At 67.1% G+C, this 17,444-nt stretch carries 18 protein-coding genes; 6 read left to right on the forward strand and 12 right to left on the reverse strand.

Features of this window, described 5'->3' with window-relative positions; translation table 11 throughout:
- The first annotated feature begins 9 nt into the window (after positions 1-9).
- The 5 genes from HNP48_RS07180 (at position 10) to HNP48_RS07200 (ending at position 4,906) form a co-directional block, all read left to right on the forward strand.
- Complete coding sequence (locus HNP48_RS07180; RefSeq protein WP_184856200.1) at positions 10-900, forward strand: LysR substrate-binding domain-containing protein; 891 nt, start codon at positions 10-12, stop codon at positions 898-900.
- Between the two features lie 113 nt (positions 901-1,013).
- The gene (locus tag HNP48_RS07185) at positions 1,014-1,835 is read left to right on the forward strand and encodes an NAD(P)-dependent oxidoreductase (RefSeq protein ID WP_184856201.1); all 822 of its coding nucleotides are present in this window, start codon (positions 1,014-1,016) and stop codon (positions 1,833-1,835) included.
- The gene (locus HNP48_RS07190) at positions 1,832-2,857 is read left to right on the forward strand and encodes a Gfo/Idh/MocA family protein (RefSeq protein ID WP_184856202.1); all 1,026 of its coding nucleotides are present in this window, start codon (positions 1,832-1,834) and stop codon (positions 2,855-2,857) included. Before HNP48_RS07185 ends, HNP48_RS07190 begins: the two co-directional genes overlap by 4 nt.
- On the forward strand, positions 2,854-3,873 hold the full coding sequence (locus HNP48_RS07195; RefSeq protein ID WP_184856203.1) for a Gfo/Idh/MocA family protein: 1,020 nt from the start codon (positions 2,854-2,856) through the stop codon (positions 3,871-3,873). Before HNP48_RS07190 ends, HNP48_RS07195 begins: the two co-directional genes overlap by 4 nt.
- A gap of 61 nt (positions 3,874-3,934) precedes the next feature.
- Entirely contained in the window at positions 3,935-4,906 is a 972-nt protein-coding gene (locus HNP48_RS07200) for a tripartite tricarboxylate transporter substrate binding protein (protein WP_184856204.1), read from the forward strand.
- A 63-nt stretch (positions 4,907-4,969) separates the two neighbouring features.
- Here the strand turns inward: HNP48_RS07200 and HNP48_RS07205 are convergent, their stop codons facing one another.
- From HNP48_RS07205 to HNP48_RS07250, 10 genes are all read right to left on the reverse strand, one after another.
- The gene (locus HNP48_RS07205; RefSeq protein ID WP_184856524.1) at positions 4,970-5,506 is read right to left on the reverse strand and encodes a disulfide bond formation protein B; all 537 of its coding nucleotides are present in this window, start codon (positions 5,504-5,506) and stop codon (positions 4,970-4,972) included.
- 72 nt (positions 5,507-5,578) lie between these two features.
- Positions 5,579-6,703 (reverse strand): sulfate/molybdate ABC transporter ATP-binding protein, encoded by a 1,125-nt coding sequence (locus tag HNP48_RS07210; RefSeq protein ID WP_184856205.1) that lies wholly within the window; start codon positions 6,701-6,703, stop codon positions 5,579-5,581.
- Between the two features lie 24 nt (positions 6,704-6,727).
- A complete protein-coding gene (gene cysW, locus HNP48_RS07215) occupies positions 6,728-7,639 on the reverse strand; it encodes a sulfate ABC transporter permease subunit CysW (RefSeq protein ID WP_184856206.1) in 912 nt (303 codons plus the stop codon).
- Positions 7,636-8,526, reverse strand: a complete 891-nt coding sequence (cysT, locus tag HNP48_RS07220; protein ID WP_184856207.1) for a sulfate ABC transporter permease subunit CysT — start codon at positions 8,524-8,526, stop codon at positions 7,636-7,638. The genes cysW and cysT overlap by 4 nt, the downstream gene beginning before the upstream one ends.
- Before the next feature lie 3 nt (positions 8,527-8,529).
- Positions 8,530-9,534: a sulfate ABC transporter substrate-binding protein gene (locus HNP48_RS07225; protein WP_184856208.1), complete on the reverse strand. Its 1,005-nt coding sequence runs from the start codon at positions 9,532-9,534 to the stop codon at positions 8,530-8,532.
- Positions 9,535-9,689: 155 nt separating this feature from the next.
- Positions 9,690-10,274, reverse strand: a complete 585-nt coding sequence (locus tag HNP48_RS07230; protein WP_311773812.1) for an alpha/beta hydrolase — start codon at positions 10,272-10,274, stop codon at positions 9,690-9,692.
- An 87-nt stretch (positions 10,275-10,361) separates the two neighbouring features.
- Positions 10,362-11,003, reverse strand: coding sequence for a peroxiredoxin (locus tag HNP48_RS07235; RefSeq protein ID WP_184856210.1), 642 nt, complete (start codon positions 11,001-11,003; stop codon positions 10,362-10,364).
- 113 nt (positions 11,004-11,116) lie between these two features.
- Positions 11,117-11,848, reverse strand: a complete 732-nt coding sequence (locus HNP48_RS07240; RefSeq protein ID WP_184856211.1) for an AAA family ATPase — start codon at positions 11,846-11,848, stop codon at positions 11,117-11,119.
- A 28-nt stretch (positions 11,849-11,876) separates the two neighbouring features.
- The gene (locus HNP48_RS07245; RefSeq protein ID WP_184856212.1) at positions 11,877-12,746 is read right to left on the reverse strand and encodes an HDOD domain-containing protein; all 870 of its coding nucleotides are present in this window, start codon (positions 12,744-12,746) and stop codon (positions 11,877-11,879) included.
- Between the two features lie 139 nt (positions 12,747-12,885).
- Positions 12,886-13,833 (reverse strand): LysR substrate-binding domain-containing protein, encoded by a 948-nt coding sequence (locus tag HNP48_RS07250; protein ID WP_184856213.1) that lies wholly within the window; start codon positions 13,831-13,833, stop codon positions 12,886-12,888.
- A gap of 126 nt (positions 13,834-13,959) precedes the next feature.
- Here HNP48_RS07250 and HNP48_RS07255 point away from each other — a divergent pair, with 126 nt between their 5' ends.
- Complete coding sequence (locus HNP48_RS07255; RefSeq protein WP_184856214.1) at positions 13,960-14,604, forward strand: FMN-dependent NADH-azoreductase; 645 nt, start codon at positions 13,960-13,962, stop codon at positions 14,602-14,604.
- A 70-nt stretch (positions 14,605-14,674) separates the two neighbouring features.
- On the opposite strand, the gene HNP48_RS07260 is transcribed toward HNP48_RS07255, so the two are convergent.
- Together HNP48_RS07260 and HNP48_RS07265 are read right to left on the reverse strand one after the other, a co-directional pair.
- The gene (locus tag HNP48_RS07260; protein WP_184856215.1) at positions 14,675-15,223 is read right to left on the reverse strand and encodes an NADPH-dependent FMN reductase; all 549 of its coding nucleotides are present in this window, start codon (positions 15,221-15,223) and stop codon (positions 14,675-14,677) included.
- Positions 15,224-15,391: 168 nt separating this feature from the next.
- Positions 15,392-17,440 carry a family 2A encapsulin nanocompartment cargo protein cysteine desulfurase gene (locus tag HNP48_RS07265; RefSeq protein WP_184856216.1) on the reverse strand — a complete coding sequence of 683 codons (2,049 nt, stop codon included), beginning with the start codon at positions 17,438-17,440 and terminating at the stop codon, positions 15,392-15,394.
- Between the last annotated feature and the right edge of the window lie 4 nt (positions 17,441-17,444).

A 17,444-nucleotide genomic window follows, 5' to 3' on the forward strand; every position in this document is an offset into this window, starting at 1 on the left:
GAACGCCCCATGGACCTCCGCCGCCTAACCTATTTCGTAGCCGTAGCGGAAGAACGCCACCTCGGCCGTGCCGCCGAGCGACTGCACCTCTCCCAACCCCCGCTCACCCGCCAGATCAAGGCCCTGGAGGCCGAGGTCGGTGCGCAGCTCTTCGAGCGCACGCCCCGCGGTATGGTGCTGACCCATGCGGGCGAGACGCTGCTGCGCGATGCGCGGGCCATCTTCGGCATGGTGGACCAGGCGGCGGACCGGGCGCACCGGGCGGCACTCGGCAAGTTGGGGCGGCTGGATGTGGGGGTGTATGGCTCGGCGATCTTCGGCATCGTGCCGAACATCTTGGCGCGGTTCTCGCGCGAGAACCCCGATGTGGAGATTGCGCTGTACCACGCGCAGACGCCGCAGCAGGTGTCTGCCCTGCGGCAGGGCCGGGTGCTGATCGTGTTCGAGCGGTTGTTGCCGGCCGACAGCGACCTGCAGGTGGAGCGCGTGGCCAGCGAGCCGCTGTGGGTGGCCATGGCCGACAGCCACCCGCTGGCGCGGCGCAAGAAGGTTCCCGTCTCTCTGCTGCGCAACCATGCGCTGGCGGTGGGTTCGTCCCCCTCGGCCACGGCCACGCTGCTGCGGCTGTGCGCCGAAGAAGGCTTCGAGCCGCAGATCGCCACGCAGACCAGCGATGTGGTCATGGCCACGATGCTGACCGCGTTCAGCAACTGCCTGACGGTGGTGCCCTACTCCATGCTGAGCGTGCAGTTCCCTGGCGTGCGCTATGTGCCACTGGTGGCGGCCCGTGGCGAGGCGACCATGGATTTGTACTGCTTTTATCGCAAGGACGAAGCATCGCCGCTGCTCGCGCGGATGCTGGAGACAGTGCGAACCTACAGCGCCGCTGGCGCGGATTGACTCTCGGAGACTCCTTACCGAAAAGGTATGGAGTTGAACGAAATTGGAAATGGACGTTTCTCGTGTGTCGGTGAACACTGCGATGCAGGTCACACAAGAACACGGAGACAACATTGAGTTCACGTCCATTCAAGCGCCTGCTGTTGACGGGCGCAGCAGGCGCGCTCGGCCGCGTGCTGCGGCCAGCGATGCGGGGCCATGCCTCGGTCCTGCGGGTTTCAGATATCCAGCCCATGGAGGAGTCCGGCAGCGATGAGGTCGTTGTCTGCGACCTGGCCGACAAGGCGGGTACCGATGCGCTGGTGGCGGGGTGCGACGCCATCGTGCACCTGGGCGGCATTTCGGTGGAGCGGCCGTTCGAGGAGATCATCGAGTCGAACATCCGCGGCACGTTTCATCTGTACGAAGGTGCGCGCCGGCATGGCGTGAAGCGGGTGGTGTTTGCCAGCTCGAACCATGTGGTGGGTTTCCACCCGCAGAGCGAGCATCTGCAGACCGACTGCGAGCGCCGGCCCGATGGCTACTACGGCATCTCCAAGGCCTTCGGCGAAGACCTGTCGCGCTTTTACTTTGACCGCTATGGCATCGAGACGGTGTGCCTGCGCATCGGCAGTGCCTATGCCGCGCCCAAGGACCAGCGCATGCTCTCGACCTGGCTGAGCTTTGGCGACCTGGAGGCGCTGGTCGGCCGCTCGCTGCTGGCACCGGATGTAGGCCACCTGATCGCCTATGGCGTTTCAGACAATCCGTCTGTCTGGTGGAGCAATGCCAAGGCGGCGCGCCTAGGGTTTGAACCGCAGGATACCTCTGCCGCCTTCAAGGACAGCAGTGCCGCGCTGCCGGCCGCCCTGCCCGGCTCGCCGGAGGCGCGTTTTCAGGGCGGGCCGTTCGTGACCCGCGGCCCCTTCGAAACCCTGCCCGAGGTGGCGCCATGACGGTCCGCTTTGGCGTGGTGGGCATCGAGCACCGCCATGTGTACCACCTCATCCAGGGCCTGCTGGACGCGGGCGCCATCTGCGCCGGGTATGCCACCTCGCGTGCCGACCCGCTGGTGCTGCAGGGTGTGCAATCGCGCTTTCCAACCCTGAAGGCGGTGGACTCGGCCGAGGCGCTGCTCGATGACGATTCCATCCAACTGATCGTGACGGCCGATGTACCGTCGCTGCGCGCACCGCTGGCGGTGCAGGCCATGCGGCGCGGCAAGGATGTGCTGACCGACAAGCCGGGGGTGACCAGCTTCGAGCAACTGGCGGCGGTGCAGGCGGCGGTGCGTGAGACGGGGCGCCTGTTTGCCATCTGCTTTTCGGAGCGGCACATCGTGCCCTCGGTGGCCATGGCGCACAAACTGGTGCAGCAAGGCGCGCTGGGCCAGGTGTTCCACACGCTGAGCATGGGCCCGCACCGGCTGAACGCGGCCACGCGGCCGGCCTGGTTCTTCGACACGACGACCTATGGCGGCATTCTGGTGGACATTGCCTCGCACCAGATTGACCAGTTTTTGGTGCTCACGGGTTCGACCGATGCCACGGTGGCCCATGCCGTGCACTCGCACATCGGGCAGGCCACGCCGGCCAGCTTTCAGGACTTTGGCGAGATTGCGCTGGCATCGCGCGACAACGCAGCGCGTGGCTATATCCGCGTGGACTGGTTCACGCCGGACGGCCTGCCCACCTGGGGCGATGGGCGTCTGTTCATTGGCGGCACCGAGGGGTCCATCGAGATCCGCAAGTATGTGGACATCGAAGGGCGTGCCGGGGGCGAGCACCTGTTTCTGTGCGACCGCACCGGCACGCGGCACATCGACTGCAGCCGGGAGCCCATCACCTTCTTCCGCGATCTGGTGGCCGATGTGCAGAACCGCACGGACAAGGCCGTGCCGCAGGACCATGTGTTTGCCGTGAGCCGGCTGGCGCTGGAGGCGGATGCCCTGGCCACGCAGAAGGGGGCCGCCGCATGAGCACGAAGACGTTGGGCATTGCCCTGCTGGGCGTGGGCCCGGGCTCCGAGCCGCACCTGCAGAGCCTGGCCACGCTGGCCGACAGTGTGGACCTGCGCTGGGCCCTGGCCCGCAGCAACCCCGACAAGGCCCGGGCGGCGGTGCCGCCGAGCACCCGGGTGACGGCCGACCTGCAGGAGATTCTGGCCGACCCATTGGTGGAGGCCGTCATTGTGGCGACACCGGCCTATACCCACCTGGAGATTGCGGCGGCGGCACTGGCGGCCGGCAAGCACACCCTGGTAGAAAAGCCGCTGGACGTGACCCTGGCCCGGGCCGAGGAACTGGTGGGCCGGGCCACGGCACACGGTGTGCACCTGGGCGTGGTGCTGCAGCACCGCTTTCGGCCGGGGGCGCAGCGCCTGAAGCAGTTGCTGGATTCGGGCGCTCTGGGTGCCGTGCAGAGCGCCGTGCTGCAGGTGCCCTGGTGGCGCTCGCAAGAGGGCTACTACGCCAAGGCCGGACGCGGCACGCTGGCGCGCGATGGCGGCGGTGTGCTGCTCACCCAGGCCATCCATGCGATCGACCTGTTCCGCAGCCTGGTGAGGGTGCGGGCCGTGGTGGCCTCGCAGATTGCGACCACGGCCATCCACACCATGGAGACCGAAGACTTTGCCAGCGCCCTGCTCACCCTGGGCAATGGCGCGCCGGGTGTACTGGTGGCTACCACTGCGATGTACCCGGGCCGCGCCGAGGTGCTGGAGCTGGTGTGCCGCCATGCCACGGCCACGCTGGAGGGCGGCACCCTGCGCGTGCAGTACCACGACGGGCGCAGCGAGGCCGTGGAGGGCGAGGCGAAATCGGGCAGCGGCGATTCGATCATGGATTTTTCGCCCGATGCGCACATCGCCCTGCACCGGGACTTCTTTGGTGCGGTGGCCGAGGGCCGGCCGCCCACGGTGACGGGCGAGGAAGCCCTGGCCACGCACCGGCTCATCGAGCAGATCGTGCGGCAAGGAAAAGAAAGAGCTGCCTGAAGCAAAGCAGCCCAAGCCAAGCAACGCAAAGCAAAGCAATTACCACAAGGAGACAAAAGCCATGAAGAAAGTGTTCAACCAGATCGCCTTCGCCCTGACGGCACTGTGTGCAGCCACCCTGCCCGCGCACGGCGCCGACTTTCCGACCAAGCCCGTCAAGATCGTCGTGCCCTATGCGCCCGGCGGCACCACGGACGTGCTGGCCCGCTTCATCGGGCAGCGCCTGGGCGACAACCTGGGCCAGTCCGTGGTGGTGGACAACAAGCCCGGCGCGGCCGAGGCCGTGGGCGCCGGCCTGGTGGCCAAGGCGCCGGCCGACGGCTACACCCTGCTGCTGTCCACCATGACCACCCAGGCCATCAACCCGACGCTGTTTCCCAAGCTGTCGTTCGATGCGACCAAGGAGCTGACCGCCATCGGCCGCGTGGCCGATGTGCCGGCGATGATCGTGGTGAACCCGTCGGTGCCCGCCAACACGCTGCCCGAGTTCCAGCGCTACCTCAAGGCCAACCCGGACAAGAGCTATGCCTCGCCTGGCAACGGCACGCCCAACCACCTGGCGACCGAGCTTTTCAAGCGCGCTGCGGGCGTCGAGGCGCTGCACGTGCCCTACAAGGGCGGTGCGCCGGCCGTGCAGGACCTGATGGCCGGGCAGGTGCAGTTCATGCTGATCCTGGCGCCCGAGGCCATGCCCCTGGTCAAGACCGGCAAGCTGCGCAACCTGGCCATCACCACGCAGCAGCGCTCGCCCATGTTCCCCGACCTGGCCACCGCGTCGGAGCAAGGCATCAAGGACTTCGAGCTGGTGGTCTGGTACACGCTGCTGGCACCCGCCGGCACGCCCAAGGATGTGGTGGCCAAGCTCAATGCCTCGCTGAACGCGGTGCTCAAGGAAAAGCAGACCACGGACAAGCTGGCCGAGCTGAGCATCAAGCCCGCCGGCGGCACACCAGAAGAGGCCATGGCCTATGCCCGGACCGAGGCGGCGCGCTGGAAGAAGGTGATCGAGGACGCGGGGATCAAGGCGGAGTAACTCCCCCGCTCCAAAAGCAAAAGGCGCTCCTCGGAGCGCCTTTTTCATGGTGGCCAGCGGGTTTTATGCCATCGAGTACCCTGCCCCGCCGCGGCGGCCGCCCTTGAGGTGGCGGGCCAGCAGCACCAGCATCACCAGGCCGAAGCCCACGAAGCAGAGGAAGGACCAGTTGGCGATGGAGCCGCCCAGGAAGGTCCAGTCAATGGCCGTGCAGTCGCCCGAGCCGCGGAAGATCATGGGGATGGCGCGGCTGATGGGGTAGTTTTCGATCATGCCGTAGAAGTCGCGGCCGCAGGTGGCGATCTCGGGCGGGTACCACTGCAGCCAGCTCTGGCGTGCGGCCACGAAGGCGCCGAAACCGGCGATGAGCACGGCCACACCGGCCAGAGACATCCACCAGCCGCGCGAATCGCGCGCGGCGGCCAAGCCTGTGAAGATGGCCACGCCGATCAGCGCATAGCGCTGCACGATGCACATGGGGCATGGCTCCAGCCCCACCACATGCTGCAAGTACATGCCAAAGGCCAGCATGCCCACGCAGGCCAGGCTGATCAGCCCGAGGATGCGGCGCGGCGCGTTGTCTATCCAGTTCAACACCATCATCATTCTTATCCTTGTGACCGCCTCGCACCCGGTTCGCCCCGGGTGCCCAGAGGGGCCACAAGGCAAGCGTCAGATGTTGGCGGCTTCGTCCAGAAAAACCTTGGCGCGGCGTGGTGTCACCACCAGCGTCTCGCCCTCCTTGAAACCCAGCTCCTTGAACTGCTGCGCGGGGATCTGGGCCTCGATCAGCGTCTCGGAATTCGAATTGTCGGCTGGTTTGTGATCATCGGACGGAATAAGTTCCAGCCGCGCGATGGGGCCGACCACAATCGCGCGGCTCAACTGTGCCACGATGCCGCGCGGGCGGCCCGAGGCGTCGATGCCCTCGCCCGGCGAGTAGCGCTGCACGTCGAGGTCGTGCGGGCGCACATAGGCAAAGGCCTTGGTGTCCTGCGTGTCGGCATGCTCGGGCGAATCGATCTGCATGCCCTCCAGGTGCACCAGGCCCTCGTGGGCGCGGCCCTGGAACAGGTTCACGTCGCCCAGGAAGCCGTAGACAAACGGGCTGGCCGGGTGGTCCCAGACCTGCTGGGGCGAGCCGCTTTGCTCGATGCGACCCTGGTTGATCACCACCACGCGGTCGGCCACTTCCAAGGCTTCTTCCTGGTCGTGGGTCACGAAGATGCTGGTCACGTGCAGTTCGTCGTGCAGGCGGCGCAGCCAGCGGCGCAGTTCCTTGCGCACCTTGGCATCCAGCGCGCCGAAGGGCTCGTCGAGCAGCAGCACCTTGGGCTCCACCGCCAGGGCGCGGGCCAGCGCGATGCGCTGGCGCTGGCCGCCCGAGAGCTGCGAGGGGTAGCGCTCGGCCAGCCAGTCGAGCTGCACCAGCTTGAGCAGGTCCATCACCTTCTTCTTGATCTGGGCCTCGCTCGGGCGTTCGCTGCGCGGCTTGACGCGCAGGCCGAAGGCCACGTTCTCGAACACCGTCATGTGGCGGAACAGCGCGTAGTGCTGGAACACGAAGCCCACGTTGCGCTCGCGCACGTGCACGTCGGTCGTGTCCTCGCCCGAGAAGTGGATGGTGCCCACGTCGGCCGTCTCCAGCCCGGCGATGATGCGCAAGAGCGTGGTCTTGCCGCAGCCCGAGGGGCCCAGCAGTGCGATCAGCTCGCCCGAGGCGATGTCCAGGCTCACGTCGCGCAGCGCATGGAAGTCGCCGAACTGCTTGCTGACGTTGCGGATTTCGATACTCATGGTGTGTGTGCTTTCTCTTGCGCTTCAGCGCGCAGACGGGGCCGGCGCGGGGCGCTCAGGCGGCAGCTCGGCCGCGGCCTTCATGTCCTGCTCGTTGCGCCATTCGGCGATCGACTTGATGACCAGTGTGACCAGTGCCAGCAAGGCCAGCAGCGAGGCGGCGGCGAAGGCCGCGACCGACTGGTACTCGTTGTAGAGGATTTCCACGTGCAGCGGGATGGTGTTGGTCTGGCCGCGGATATGGCCCGACACCACCGACACCGCGCCGAACTCGCCCATGGCGCGCGCATTGCACAGGATCACCCCGTACAGCAGGCCCCACTTTATGTTGGGCAGCGTCACGTACCAGAAGGTCTGCCAGCCGGTGGCCCCGAGCACGATGGCGGCCTGCTCTTCGTCGTTGCCCTGGGCCTGCATCAGCGGGATCAGCTCGCGTGCGATGAACGGGAAGGTCACGAACACGGTGGCCAGCACGATGCCCGGCACGGCAAAGATGATCTTGATGTCATGCGCCTGCAGCCAGGGGCCGAACCAGCCCTGTGCGCCGAACACCAGCACATAGACCAGGCCGGCCACCACAGGGGACACCGAGAACGGCAGGTCCACCAGCGTGGTGAGAAAGGCCTTGCCCTTGAACTCGTACTTGGCGATGCACCAGGCCGCCGCCACGCCGAACACCAGGTTCAGCGGCACGGCGATGAGGGCCGTGATCAGCGTGAGCTTGATCGCTGCCCAGGCATCGGGCTCGCGCAGGCCTTCGAGGTAGGCGCCAAAGCCCTTGCGCAGCGCCTCGGCGAACACTGCGGCCAGCGGCAGCACCAGGAACAGCAGCATGAACAGCAGCGCCACCGTGATCAGGGTGTAGCGCACCCAGGGCGCCTCGGTGGTACCGGCGCGCGCGCGGCGCACCGTGCGGGAGTTGGTGGTAGCGCTCATGCCGGTGCCCCCGCGTGGCGCCGCTGCCAGGCCTGCAGCGCGTTGATGACCAAGAGCAGGATGAACGAGATCACCAGCATCACCACCGCCACAGCGGTGGCGCCGGCGTAGTCGTACTGCTCGAGCTTGCCGATGATGATCAGCGGCGTGATTTCAGACACCATGGGCATGTTGCCGGCGATGAAGATGACCGAGCCGTATTCACCGACCGCGCGCGCGAACGCCATGGCAAAGCCGGTGAGCAGCGCGGGGGTGATGGAGGGCAGGATGACCTTGGTGAAGGTCTGCCAGCGCGTGGCACCCAGGCAGGTGGCGGCTTCTTCGAGCTCCTTTTCGGCGTCTTCGAGCACCGGCTGCACCGTGCGCACCACAAAGGGCAGGCCGATGAAGATCAGCGCGATCACGATGCCCGCGGGCTTGAAGGCCAGCTGGATGCCCAGCGGCTCCAGGTACTGCCCCACCCAGCCGTTGCCGGCGAGCAGTGCAGTCAGCGAGATGCCGGCCACGGCCGTGGGCAGCGCAAAAGGCAGGTCCACCAGCGCGTCGACGATCTTCTTGCCGGGAAACTTGTAGCGCACCAGCACCCAGGCGATGAGCAGGCCGAAGAACAGGTTCACCAGCGCCGCGATGAACGAGGCGCCAAAGGTCAGCCGGTACGAGGCCACCACGCGCGGTGCGCTGATGGCCGTCCAGAACTGCTCCCAGGTCAGCGAAAAGGTCTTGAACAGCAGTGCCGACAGCGGGATCAGCACGATGATGCTCAGGTAGAACAGCGTATAGCCCAGCGTGAGCCCAAAGCCGGGCAGTACCCGCTTGGACGTGCGCCGGCCGGCCGGCGCCGGTGCCTGCACGGCACCCTGCGCGGCCACGGAGGTCGCAGCGGTCATGGTTTACTTGGCGCCAGGCGTGTAGAGCTTGTCGAACTGGCCGCCGTCGTTGAAGTGCACCTTCTGGGCATCGCTGAGCGAGCCGAAGTACTTGGCCACGGTGAACTGCTTGATGGGCTTGAAGGTGTCGGCGTACTTCTTGAGCACGGTCTCCGAACGCGGGCGGATGGCGTGCTTGGCCGCGATCTCCTGGGCTTCTTCGGAGTACAGGTAGTCCAGGTAGGCCTTGGCCAGTGCGGTCGTGCCCTTCTTGGCCACGGTGCGCTCGACCACGGCCACGGGGTTCTCGGCCACCACGCTCACCGAGGGGTAGACGGCATCGACCTTGCCGGTGCCGAACTCGCGGTCGATGGAGACCACTTCGGATTCGAAGGTGATCAGCACATCGCCCTGGTTGCGTTGCAGGAAGGTGGCGGTGGCGTCACGGCCACCCTTGGCCAGGATGGGCACGTTCTTGTAGAGCTTGCCCACGAACTCGGCGGCCTGCGCTTCGGTGCCGCCCTTTTCGCGCACGGCGCCCCAGGCAGCCAGGTAGGCATAGCGGCCGTTGCCGCCGGTCTTGGGGTTGACCACGATGACCTGCACGCCGGGTTTGATCAGGTCGTCCCAGTCCTTGATGCCCTTGGGGTTGCCGTTGCGCACCAGGAACAGCATGGTCGAGGTGGTGGGCGATGCGTCGTGCGGGAACTTCTTGGCCCAGTCCTTGGCCACCACGCCGTTGTCGGCGAGGAACTGCACGTCGGTGGTGGTGTTCATGGTGACCACGTCGGCCGCCAGGCCGTCGTTCACGGCGCGCGCCTGGGCGCTGGAGCCGGCGTGCGACTGGTCGATCTTCACGTCCTTGCCCGTGGTCTTCTTGTAGTGGGCGGAGAACGCGGCGTTGTAGTCCTTGTAGAACTCACGGGCCACGTCGTACGACACGTTGAGCAGCGAATCCTGGGCCAGCGCCATGCCGCTTGCGGTCAGTGCCAGAGAAGCCAGGAGTGTCTTGAGTTTCAAAGAAGTCATGTGGCGTAGCCTGTAAGGAAAAGCGGAAGATGCCACATTGTGCGCACAGCGCCTTAAAACTCAAAAGAATACATTCTTGTTAATTAATCGGATTTTGGAATAAAGAAACAAGATGTAGGCAGCTGCGCGCCTGCCCGCTCAAGGGCGGGCGCGGCTCAGGCAGAGGCCTGCGCGGCTTGGGCTGGTGCGGGTGCAGCGCCCGGCACGGCGCCCTGCTCGCCCGTGAGCGATTGCAGCAGCGCCCAGCCCAGGGGCCATTCGCCATGGCCCGATTCGATGTTGATATGGCCAGCCTGCTGCATGCGCACGAACTCGCTGCCCCAGGCCCGTGCATAGGCACCGGCCAGGCGGATGGGGCAGTACGGGTCGTTGCTGCTGGCCACCACCACGCTGCGGTAGGGCAGCGCGGCATAGGGCACAGGCGCAAAGTCGCTCAGGATGGCGCGGCGCTCGGGGTCGGCCGGGGCCACCAGCAGCGCGCCCTGGATGCGTGCCGCCGCCTCGGGCCCGATGTGGGTGGTGGCGATGCAGCCCAGGCTGTGCGCCACGATCACCACCGGGTGGGGGGCGGCCAGAATGGTCTTCTCGAGCGTGCCGACCCAGGCATTGCGGGTGGGGGTGATCCAGTCGTCCTGCACCACGCGGCGCGCATTGGGCAGCCGCTCGGCCCACAGGCTTTGCCAGTGGCCGGGGCCGGAGTCGCGCCAGCCGGGGACGATGATGATGGAAGTGGGGTTCACGGGAAATCCGCCTGGCACAGGGCCCTGCCGGCGCCCTGCCCTGCAGGTGCGCGCAACGCCGGGCCGCCGGCCATGGCTGGTTCTTGTTTACTTGTTGGGCTGGGGCGTGATGCGCAGGTAGGGGCGCACGGCCTTGAAGCCCTTGGGGAAGCGCTGGGCGATCTCGGCCGGGTCCTGCAGGCTGGGGACGATGATCACGTCGTCGCCGTCCTTCCAGTTGGCGGGCGTGGCCACCTTGTGGCTGTCGGTCAACTGCAGCGAGTCGATCACGCGCAGGATCTCGTCGAAGTTGCGGCCCGTGCTCGCGGGGTAGGTGAAGGTGGTGCGGATGGTCTTCTTGGGGTCGATGATGAACACGCTGCGCACCGTGACCGTGGTCGATGCATTGGGGTGGATCATGTCGTACAGGTCGGCCACCTTCTTGTCCGCATCGGCCAGGATGGGGAAGTTGACGGTGGTGTTCTGCGTCTCGTTGATGTCGCCCACCCAGCGGTTGTGCGAATCCACGGGGTCCACGCTCACGGCGATGGGCTTGACCTTGCGCTTGGCGAATTCGGAGGCCAGGGCGGCCGTCTTGCCCAGCTCGGTGGTGCACACGGGCGTGAAGTCGGCGGGGTGCGAGAACAGCACCACCCACGAGTCACCCGCCCATTCGTGGAAGCGGATGGTGCCGGCGGTGGATTCCTGGGTGAAGTCGGGGGCGGTGTCGCCGAGTCGCAAGGTGGCCATGGAGAATGCTCCTTCAATGTCTGATGGAGGCATTCTGCGAGCCGGGCTTTAAAACCCAAACGAATATATTGTTCTGACTTAATCGCAAAAACGTCTATCAGAGCACCGAAAGCTCAGTCCTGGTCCAACAGGCGGTCCAGCCGTGCGCGATAGTTGTTCAGGAAGTCATGCGTCACCGCATAGTGTTCCGTGTCTTCATAGGCCACTTCCGAGAGGCCCGTGCCGTCGAACAGCACGATCTTCGCGTGGGGGTAGGACAGCAGGATGGGCGAATGCGTGGCGATGATGAACTGGGACTTGTCTTCGACCAACTGGTGGATGGCCGAGAGCGCGGCCAGCTGCCGGTTGGGTGACAGCGCGGCCTCGGGCTCGTCGAGCAGGTACAGGCCCTTGCCGCGGAACTTGTGGGCGAGCAGGGACATGAAGGCCTCGCCGTGCGAGATGCCGTGCAGCGAATCGGTGCCATAGGCGTCAGGCACACCGACATCGTCCACGAAGGTGGCGACATTGAAAAAGCTCTCGGCCCTGAGGAAGTACCCATCCTTGGGCTGGCGGAAGCTGCGCGCCAGCCGCAGCACCTCGTGCAGGGGCGAGACCGAGTCGGTGCTGCCCACGGCGAAGTCACGGGTACCGCCCTCCGGGCTGTAGCCCAGGGCGACCGCAATGCCCTCCAGCAGCGTGGACTTGCCCGAGCCGTTCTCGCCCACCAGAAAGGTCACGTCCGGGTGGAATTCCAGCCGCCCCATCTCGCGGATCGCGGGGATGTTGTACGGGTAGCGGTCGAAATCCACCTCGGCATCGGGGCGGATGCAGACGCTTTGCAGATAGGGTTTGGCGGGCAGCATGGGGTGCCATGCTAACCAAGCCAGATGATCAGAACCGAACAGCCTCGAAGGCGGGGTGCAGCTCGTCGACCCAGTGGTCCAGCTCCTCTTCCGACACGGCCAGGTGGTCCATGCAGGCCTGGCCGTGCTGCAGCCAGTCGCGCGTGGGCTGCAGGTTGTCGTGGTGGTTCACCAGGTACTCGGCCAGGAGGCCCAGGGCCACCAGGTGGCGCACGGTGGGGTTGAAGCGCTCGTCGCCCAGGCAGGTGAAGTCGTGGTGCAGCCAGATGGCCTGGGCCACGTCGCCCGGCAGGTGCCAGGTGCGCGCCACGATGGCGCCCATCACGGCGTGGTCGGTCTTGTGGTTGGCGTTCTCGGTCTGGGTGAAGGTGCGGTCCTTGCGCGCCAGGGCCTCGGTCACGGTGGAGCCATAGCCGCGCACGGCCTTGACCAGCACCGGCATGCCCACGTGGCAGAACAGGCCGAAACTGTAGCCCAGGCCGGGGTCGAAGCTGTAGAGCTGGCGGCCGATGTGCTCGCAGGCAATGGCGCGGCGCTGCGAACTCTCCCAGAAGTGCTCGAGCAGCGGCGAGCGCACCATGAGCGCGTTGCGCGTGATGAAGGCCGAGAGCAGTTCCACCGTGGGGTTGAGCCCGAGCACGGTGAGCGCCATGCCGATGGTCTGCACCGGCTGGGCCAGCCCGAACAGCGGGCTGTTGGCCTGGCGTATCAGCAAGGCGGCCATGGCCACATCGGACGCGACCAGTTGCTCCAATGCACCCGAATCGAGCTCGGGCGCGGCCACGATCTGCTGCAGGCGCAGCAGCGACTCCGGGCACGGCGGGATCACGATGGCGCGCACGGAGGGGTGCGTGCGGGCCTGCTGGAGCTGGGTATCGACGGGGTGGGGGTTCTTCACGGCGTGCCCGGCCTGCCCGCGCTCAGGTCGCGCAGGCCGGCCGTTCGGTTTCAACTGGTTGCATTGTGGCGTGAAATTCGCCGGCCGGCAGAGACCCGGGCCGGTCTTCGGCTTTCTCGCCCGGTGGCGCGCGCCCGTGCTATATGCCCGCGCCGTCCAGCCCGGCCCCGCCATCGCGCGTGGCCAGGCTGTTGCGGCCCGGCATGGCCTCGCCCAGGTAGTCCAGAAAGGCGCGCACGGCGGGCGACAGGCCGCGCCGCGAGGGAAACACCGCATGCACGATGGCCGGTGGCGGCACCCATTCGGGCAGCACGCGCACCAGGCGGCGCTCGCGCATTTCCTCGTGGCACATGTAGTCGGGCATCCAGCCCATGCCGATGCCGGCCAGCACCGCGAATTTCAGGGTCAGCAGGTCGTCGGCCACATAGCGCGGCGTGTGGTGCACCACCTGGTGGGCGCCGCCGGGGCCCATCAGGTTCCAGGTGGCGCGGCCGTCGGGGGCCGACATGGCCACGCTGTCCAGGCGGGCCAGGTCGTCCAGCGTGGTGGGCGTGCCCTGGCGTATCAGCAGCTCGGGGCTGGCCACGAGGATCTGGGTGGTGGTATCGAGGCGCTTGACCACCATGGAGCCGCTGTCCTCCAGCGTGGGGCGCACGCGCAGCGCCACGTCGATGCCCTCCTCCACCACGTTGACCACGCGGTTGCTGACCACCATGTCCACCCGCACCTCGGGGTAGCGCGAGAGGAAGGGCGGCATCATTTCGGCCAGCACGGTCTGCGCCAGCGTCACCGGGCAGCTCACGCGGATGGTGCCGCGCGGCGCCGTCTGCACCTGGGCCACCGTGTCGGCCGCCGCCTGGGCCGATTCGCGCATGGCCTGGCAGTGGCGCAGGTAGGCCTCGCCCACCTCGGTGAGCGAGAGCTTGCGTGTGGTGCGCTGCAAGAGGCGCACCCCGAGCTCGGTCTCCAGGTCCGACACCCGGCGCGACAGGCGCGACTTGGGGATGCCCAGGGCCCGGCCGGCGGCGGCAAAGCCGCCGCGCTCGACCACCTCCGCAAAATACAGCATGTCGTTGAGGTCTTGCATAAAGTACATCGTTCTACTGATAGGACAATCTATCGCAAGTTCCATGCCTTATCAACAAACGAGTGCGTCTCCACAATTCAGTCCATGGCCACACGCTGTGGCTACCCACCCAAGGAGAACCTCATCATGCAACTGCTTCACATCGACTCGGCCATCACCGGTGAACAATCCGTCTCGCGCGAACTCACCCAGCGCATCGTCGCCGCCTGGAAGGCCGGCCACCCCAACACCACGGTGCAGCACCTGGACCTGGCCGCACAGGCCCCGGCCCACCTGAGCGCCGACGCGCTGGGCTTTCGCACCGGCCAGGCCGCTGCCACCGAAGTGCAGCGCCAGGAAAACGCCCTGTCCGAAGCCCTGGTGAGCCAGTTCCTGGCCTCCGACGTGATCGTGATCGGCGCCCCGCTGTACAACTTCACCATCCCCAGCCAGCTCAAGGCCTGGATCGACCGCATCGCCCAGACTGGCCGCACCTTCAAGTACACCGACAAGGGCCCCGTGGGCCTGGCCGGCGGCAAGACGGTGATCGTGGCCTCGACCCGCGGCGGTGTGTACTCCACCAGCGAAGGCGGCCAGGCCATGGAGCACCAGGAGAGCTACCTGAAGGTGGTGTTCGGCTTCTTCGGCATCACCGACGTGCGCTTTGTGCGCGCCGAAGGCGTGGGCATGGGCCCCGACGCCAAGGCCCTGGCCATTGCCAGCGCCGACAAGGACATCCAGGCGCACACCAGCGTGCCTGCGAACCAACCGCAAATTGCGCAAGTGGCCTGATCCACTTCCCGGTCAGCCAAGCAAAACGCCGCCCCTTGGGGCGGCGTTTTTCATGGAGCGGTGGAAACGCTCAGATGTGTTGCTTGACCCATGCCACGTAGGCATCGACCCAGCCTTGCAGGAATTTCTTGCTGCCCTCGCCCACATTGCCGTCGGCATCGAACAGGCCTTCCTTGGCATGGATGAAGCCCTCGGGCTGGCCCAGGGTGGGCACATCGAGGTAGCCCAGCACATTGCGCAGGTGCTGCTGTGCCAGGGCCGTGCCGATGGCGCCCACCGAGGCACCGATCACGCCCGCGGGCTTGCCGCCCCAGGCGCTCTGGCCGTAAGGGCGCGAGCCGTGGTCCAGCGCGTTCTTGAGCACGCCGGGGATGGAGCGGTTGTACTCGGGCGTCACGAACAGCAGGCCCTGGGCGGCCTTGACCTCGCTTTTCAGGCGCAGCACCGAGGCGGCCTGGTTGCCATCGTCGTCCTGGTTGTACAGGGGCAGGTCATCGATGCGCAGCTGCGTGAACTGGAAATCGGCCGGGGCCAGGCGCTCGATGGCGGTGGCCAGCTTGCGGTTGAACGAATCCTTGCGGAGGCTGCCGACGATGACGGCGATCTGGACTTTGCTCATGGAAACTCCTTGTGAAGGGAACGACATGGAGAACGAAAAAGCACAGCAGGGCTGGTCTCCCGGCCCTGCTGCGCGAAGCACGCACCATGATAGCCACTGACCGTGACGCCATGGCCTGCTCACCCGGCGCAATTGCTATATTTTGTATAGCGGATTGCGCCGGTATGGCTATCCAGCCCGGCGCTGCCCAGCCAAACGCTGTACGACAGCCACCAGGCGGTCGATCTCGTCGAAGGTGTTGTAGAACGCCAGCGACGGCCGCACCGTGGTCTCCACGCCAAAGCGGCGCAAAATGGGCTGGGCGCAGTGGTGGCCGGTGCGCACGGCAATGCCCTCCTCGTTCAGGGCCTTGCCCACCTCTTCGGTGCTGTAGCGCGCGAGCACGAAGGACATGACGCTGGCCTTGTCGTCGGCCGTGCCGATCAGGCGCACGCCGCGGATGGCGCCGAGGTGGCGCATGCCGTAGACCAGCAATTCGTGCTCGTAACGCGCGATGTTCTCGATGCCCACGCGGTTCACGTAGTCGATGGCGGCGCCCAGGCCCACGGCGTCGGCGATGTTGCCAGTGCCCGCCTCGAACTTGTTCGGGATGGGCTGGAACACCGTTTTCTCGAAGGTCACGTCGGCAATCATGTTGCCGCCGCCCTGCCAGGGCGGCATGTCTTCGAGCACCGCACGCTTGCCCCAGACCACGCCGATGCCGGTGGGGCCAAAGACCTTGTGGCCCGAGAACACGAAGAAGTCGGCCCCCAGGTCCTGCACGTCCACCCGCATGTGCGAGACCGACTGCGCGCCATCGACCAGGGTGGTGGCCCCCGCCCGCTTGGCCAGGGCCACGATTTCCTTGACCGGCACCACGGTGCCCAGGGCGTTGGAGACCTGGGTCACAGCCACGATTTTGGTGCGGTCGTTCAGCAGCTTCTGGTACTCATCGAGCAGCACCTGGCCGGTATCGTCCACCGGGATCACGCGCAGGCGCGCGCCCTTGGCGGCGGCCAGTTGCTGCCAGGGCACGATGTTGGCATGGTGCTCCAGGTTGCTGACGATGATCTCGTCGCCCTCGCCCACGTGCTGCGCGCCCCAGCTCTTGGCCACCAGGTTGATGGCCTCGGTGGTGCCACGCACAAAGATCACCTCGTTCACATCGGGCGCGTTGATGAAGCGCTGCACGTGCTGGCGTGCGCCTTCGTAGGCGTCCGTGGCGCGTGCCGCCAGCTCGTGCGCCGCGCGGTGGATGTTGGAGTTCTCGTGCGCGTAGAAGTAACTGATGCGGTCGATGACCGACTGCGGCTTGTGCGTGGTGGCCGCGTTGTCGAACCAGACCAGCTGGCGGCCGTTCACACGCTCCTGCAGCACCGGGAAGTCGCGGCGCACCGCATGCACGTCGAACGCCGGGTGGGCGCTGCGGTCAGCCGAGGGGACGCTGCTGGCGGTGGGTGCCCGGCCGGGCGTGGTGTAGCCGCCGGGCAGCACCACGGCATCGGCAAAGTAGAAACGCGGCTCGGCCGATGGCACGGTGCTGGGCACGCCGCTGCCGGCCGTGGGCGAGCTCACGTGCGGCACCTCGGGCACCGCGAACGGCAGGCGGGCCAGGGCATCGAGCCCGCCGGGGGCAGCGCCGTGCCCGTCGGGCAGCGTCGCACGCTCTGCCGCCAGCGGATGGGCCTGGCGTTCACCGAGAAAGTAGTACGGCGATGCCGCCGCTGGCGCAGGCGGTGTGGAAGGCTGCGCCGCCTCGGGCACGCCCAGCACGCCGCTGCCAAAGCGCGGTTCGTAGGCCGGCAAGGTGCTGATCACCGAGTCGGGCACGCCATTGCCGGCCACCGCATGCGGCAGCAGGGCCGGCGCACGGTGCGCCAGCGAGGCCAGCGGCGTGGGCGAGGCTGGCACCAGGTTGGCACCTGGCACCAGCCCTTGCGGGATGGGCGTGCCCGGCACGCCGGGGCCGAAGCCGGCCGGGCTCACCAGCGGCGAGCCGGCCGGTGCGATGTTGACGGGCGCCTGCACGCCAGGCGGCCAGGGCGTGCCCTGCCCCACCCCGGGCAGCGAGCCCGGGGGCGTGGACGGCAGGCCGGCGGCCGGCCCGGCAAGGCGCGGTTCTTCGCCAGGCCGGGCCGCGAACAGGGCCGTCGCCAGCCCGGCCAGCAGTGCCGGGTCGATGGGCGGCTGCAGCGTGGCGGGCACGCCGGCAGGAAGGGAGGATGGAGTGGTCACCACGCGG

The sequence above is a fragment of the Acidovorax soli genome (assembly GCF_014207955.1).
Lineage (GTDB): Bacteria > Pseudomonadota > Gammaproteobacteria > Burkholderiales > Burkholderiaceae_C > Acidovorax > Acidovorax soli_A.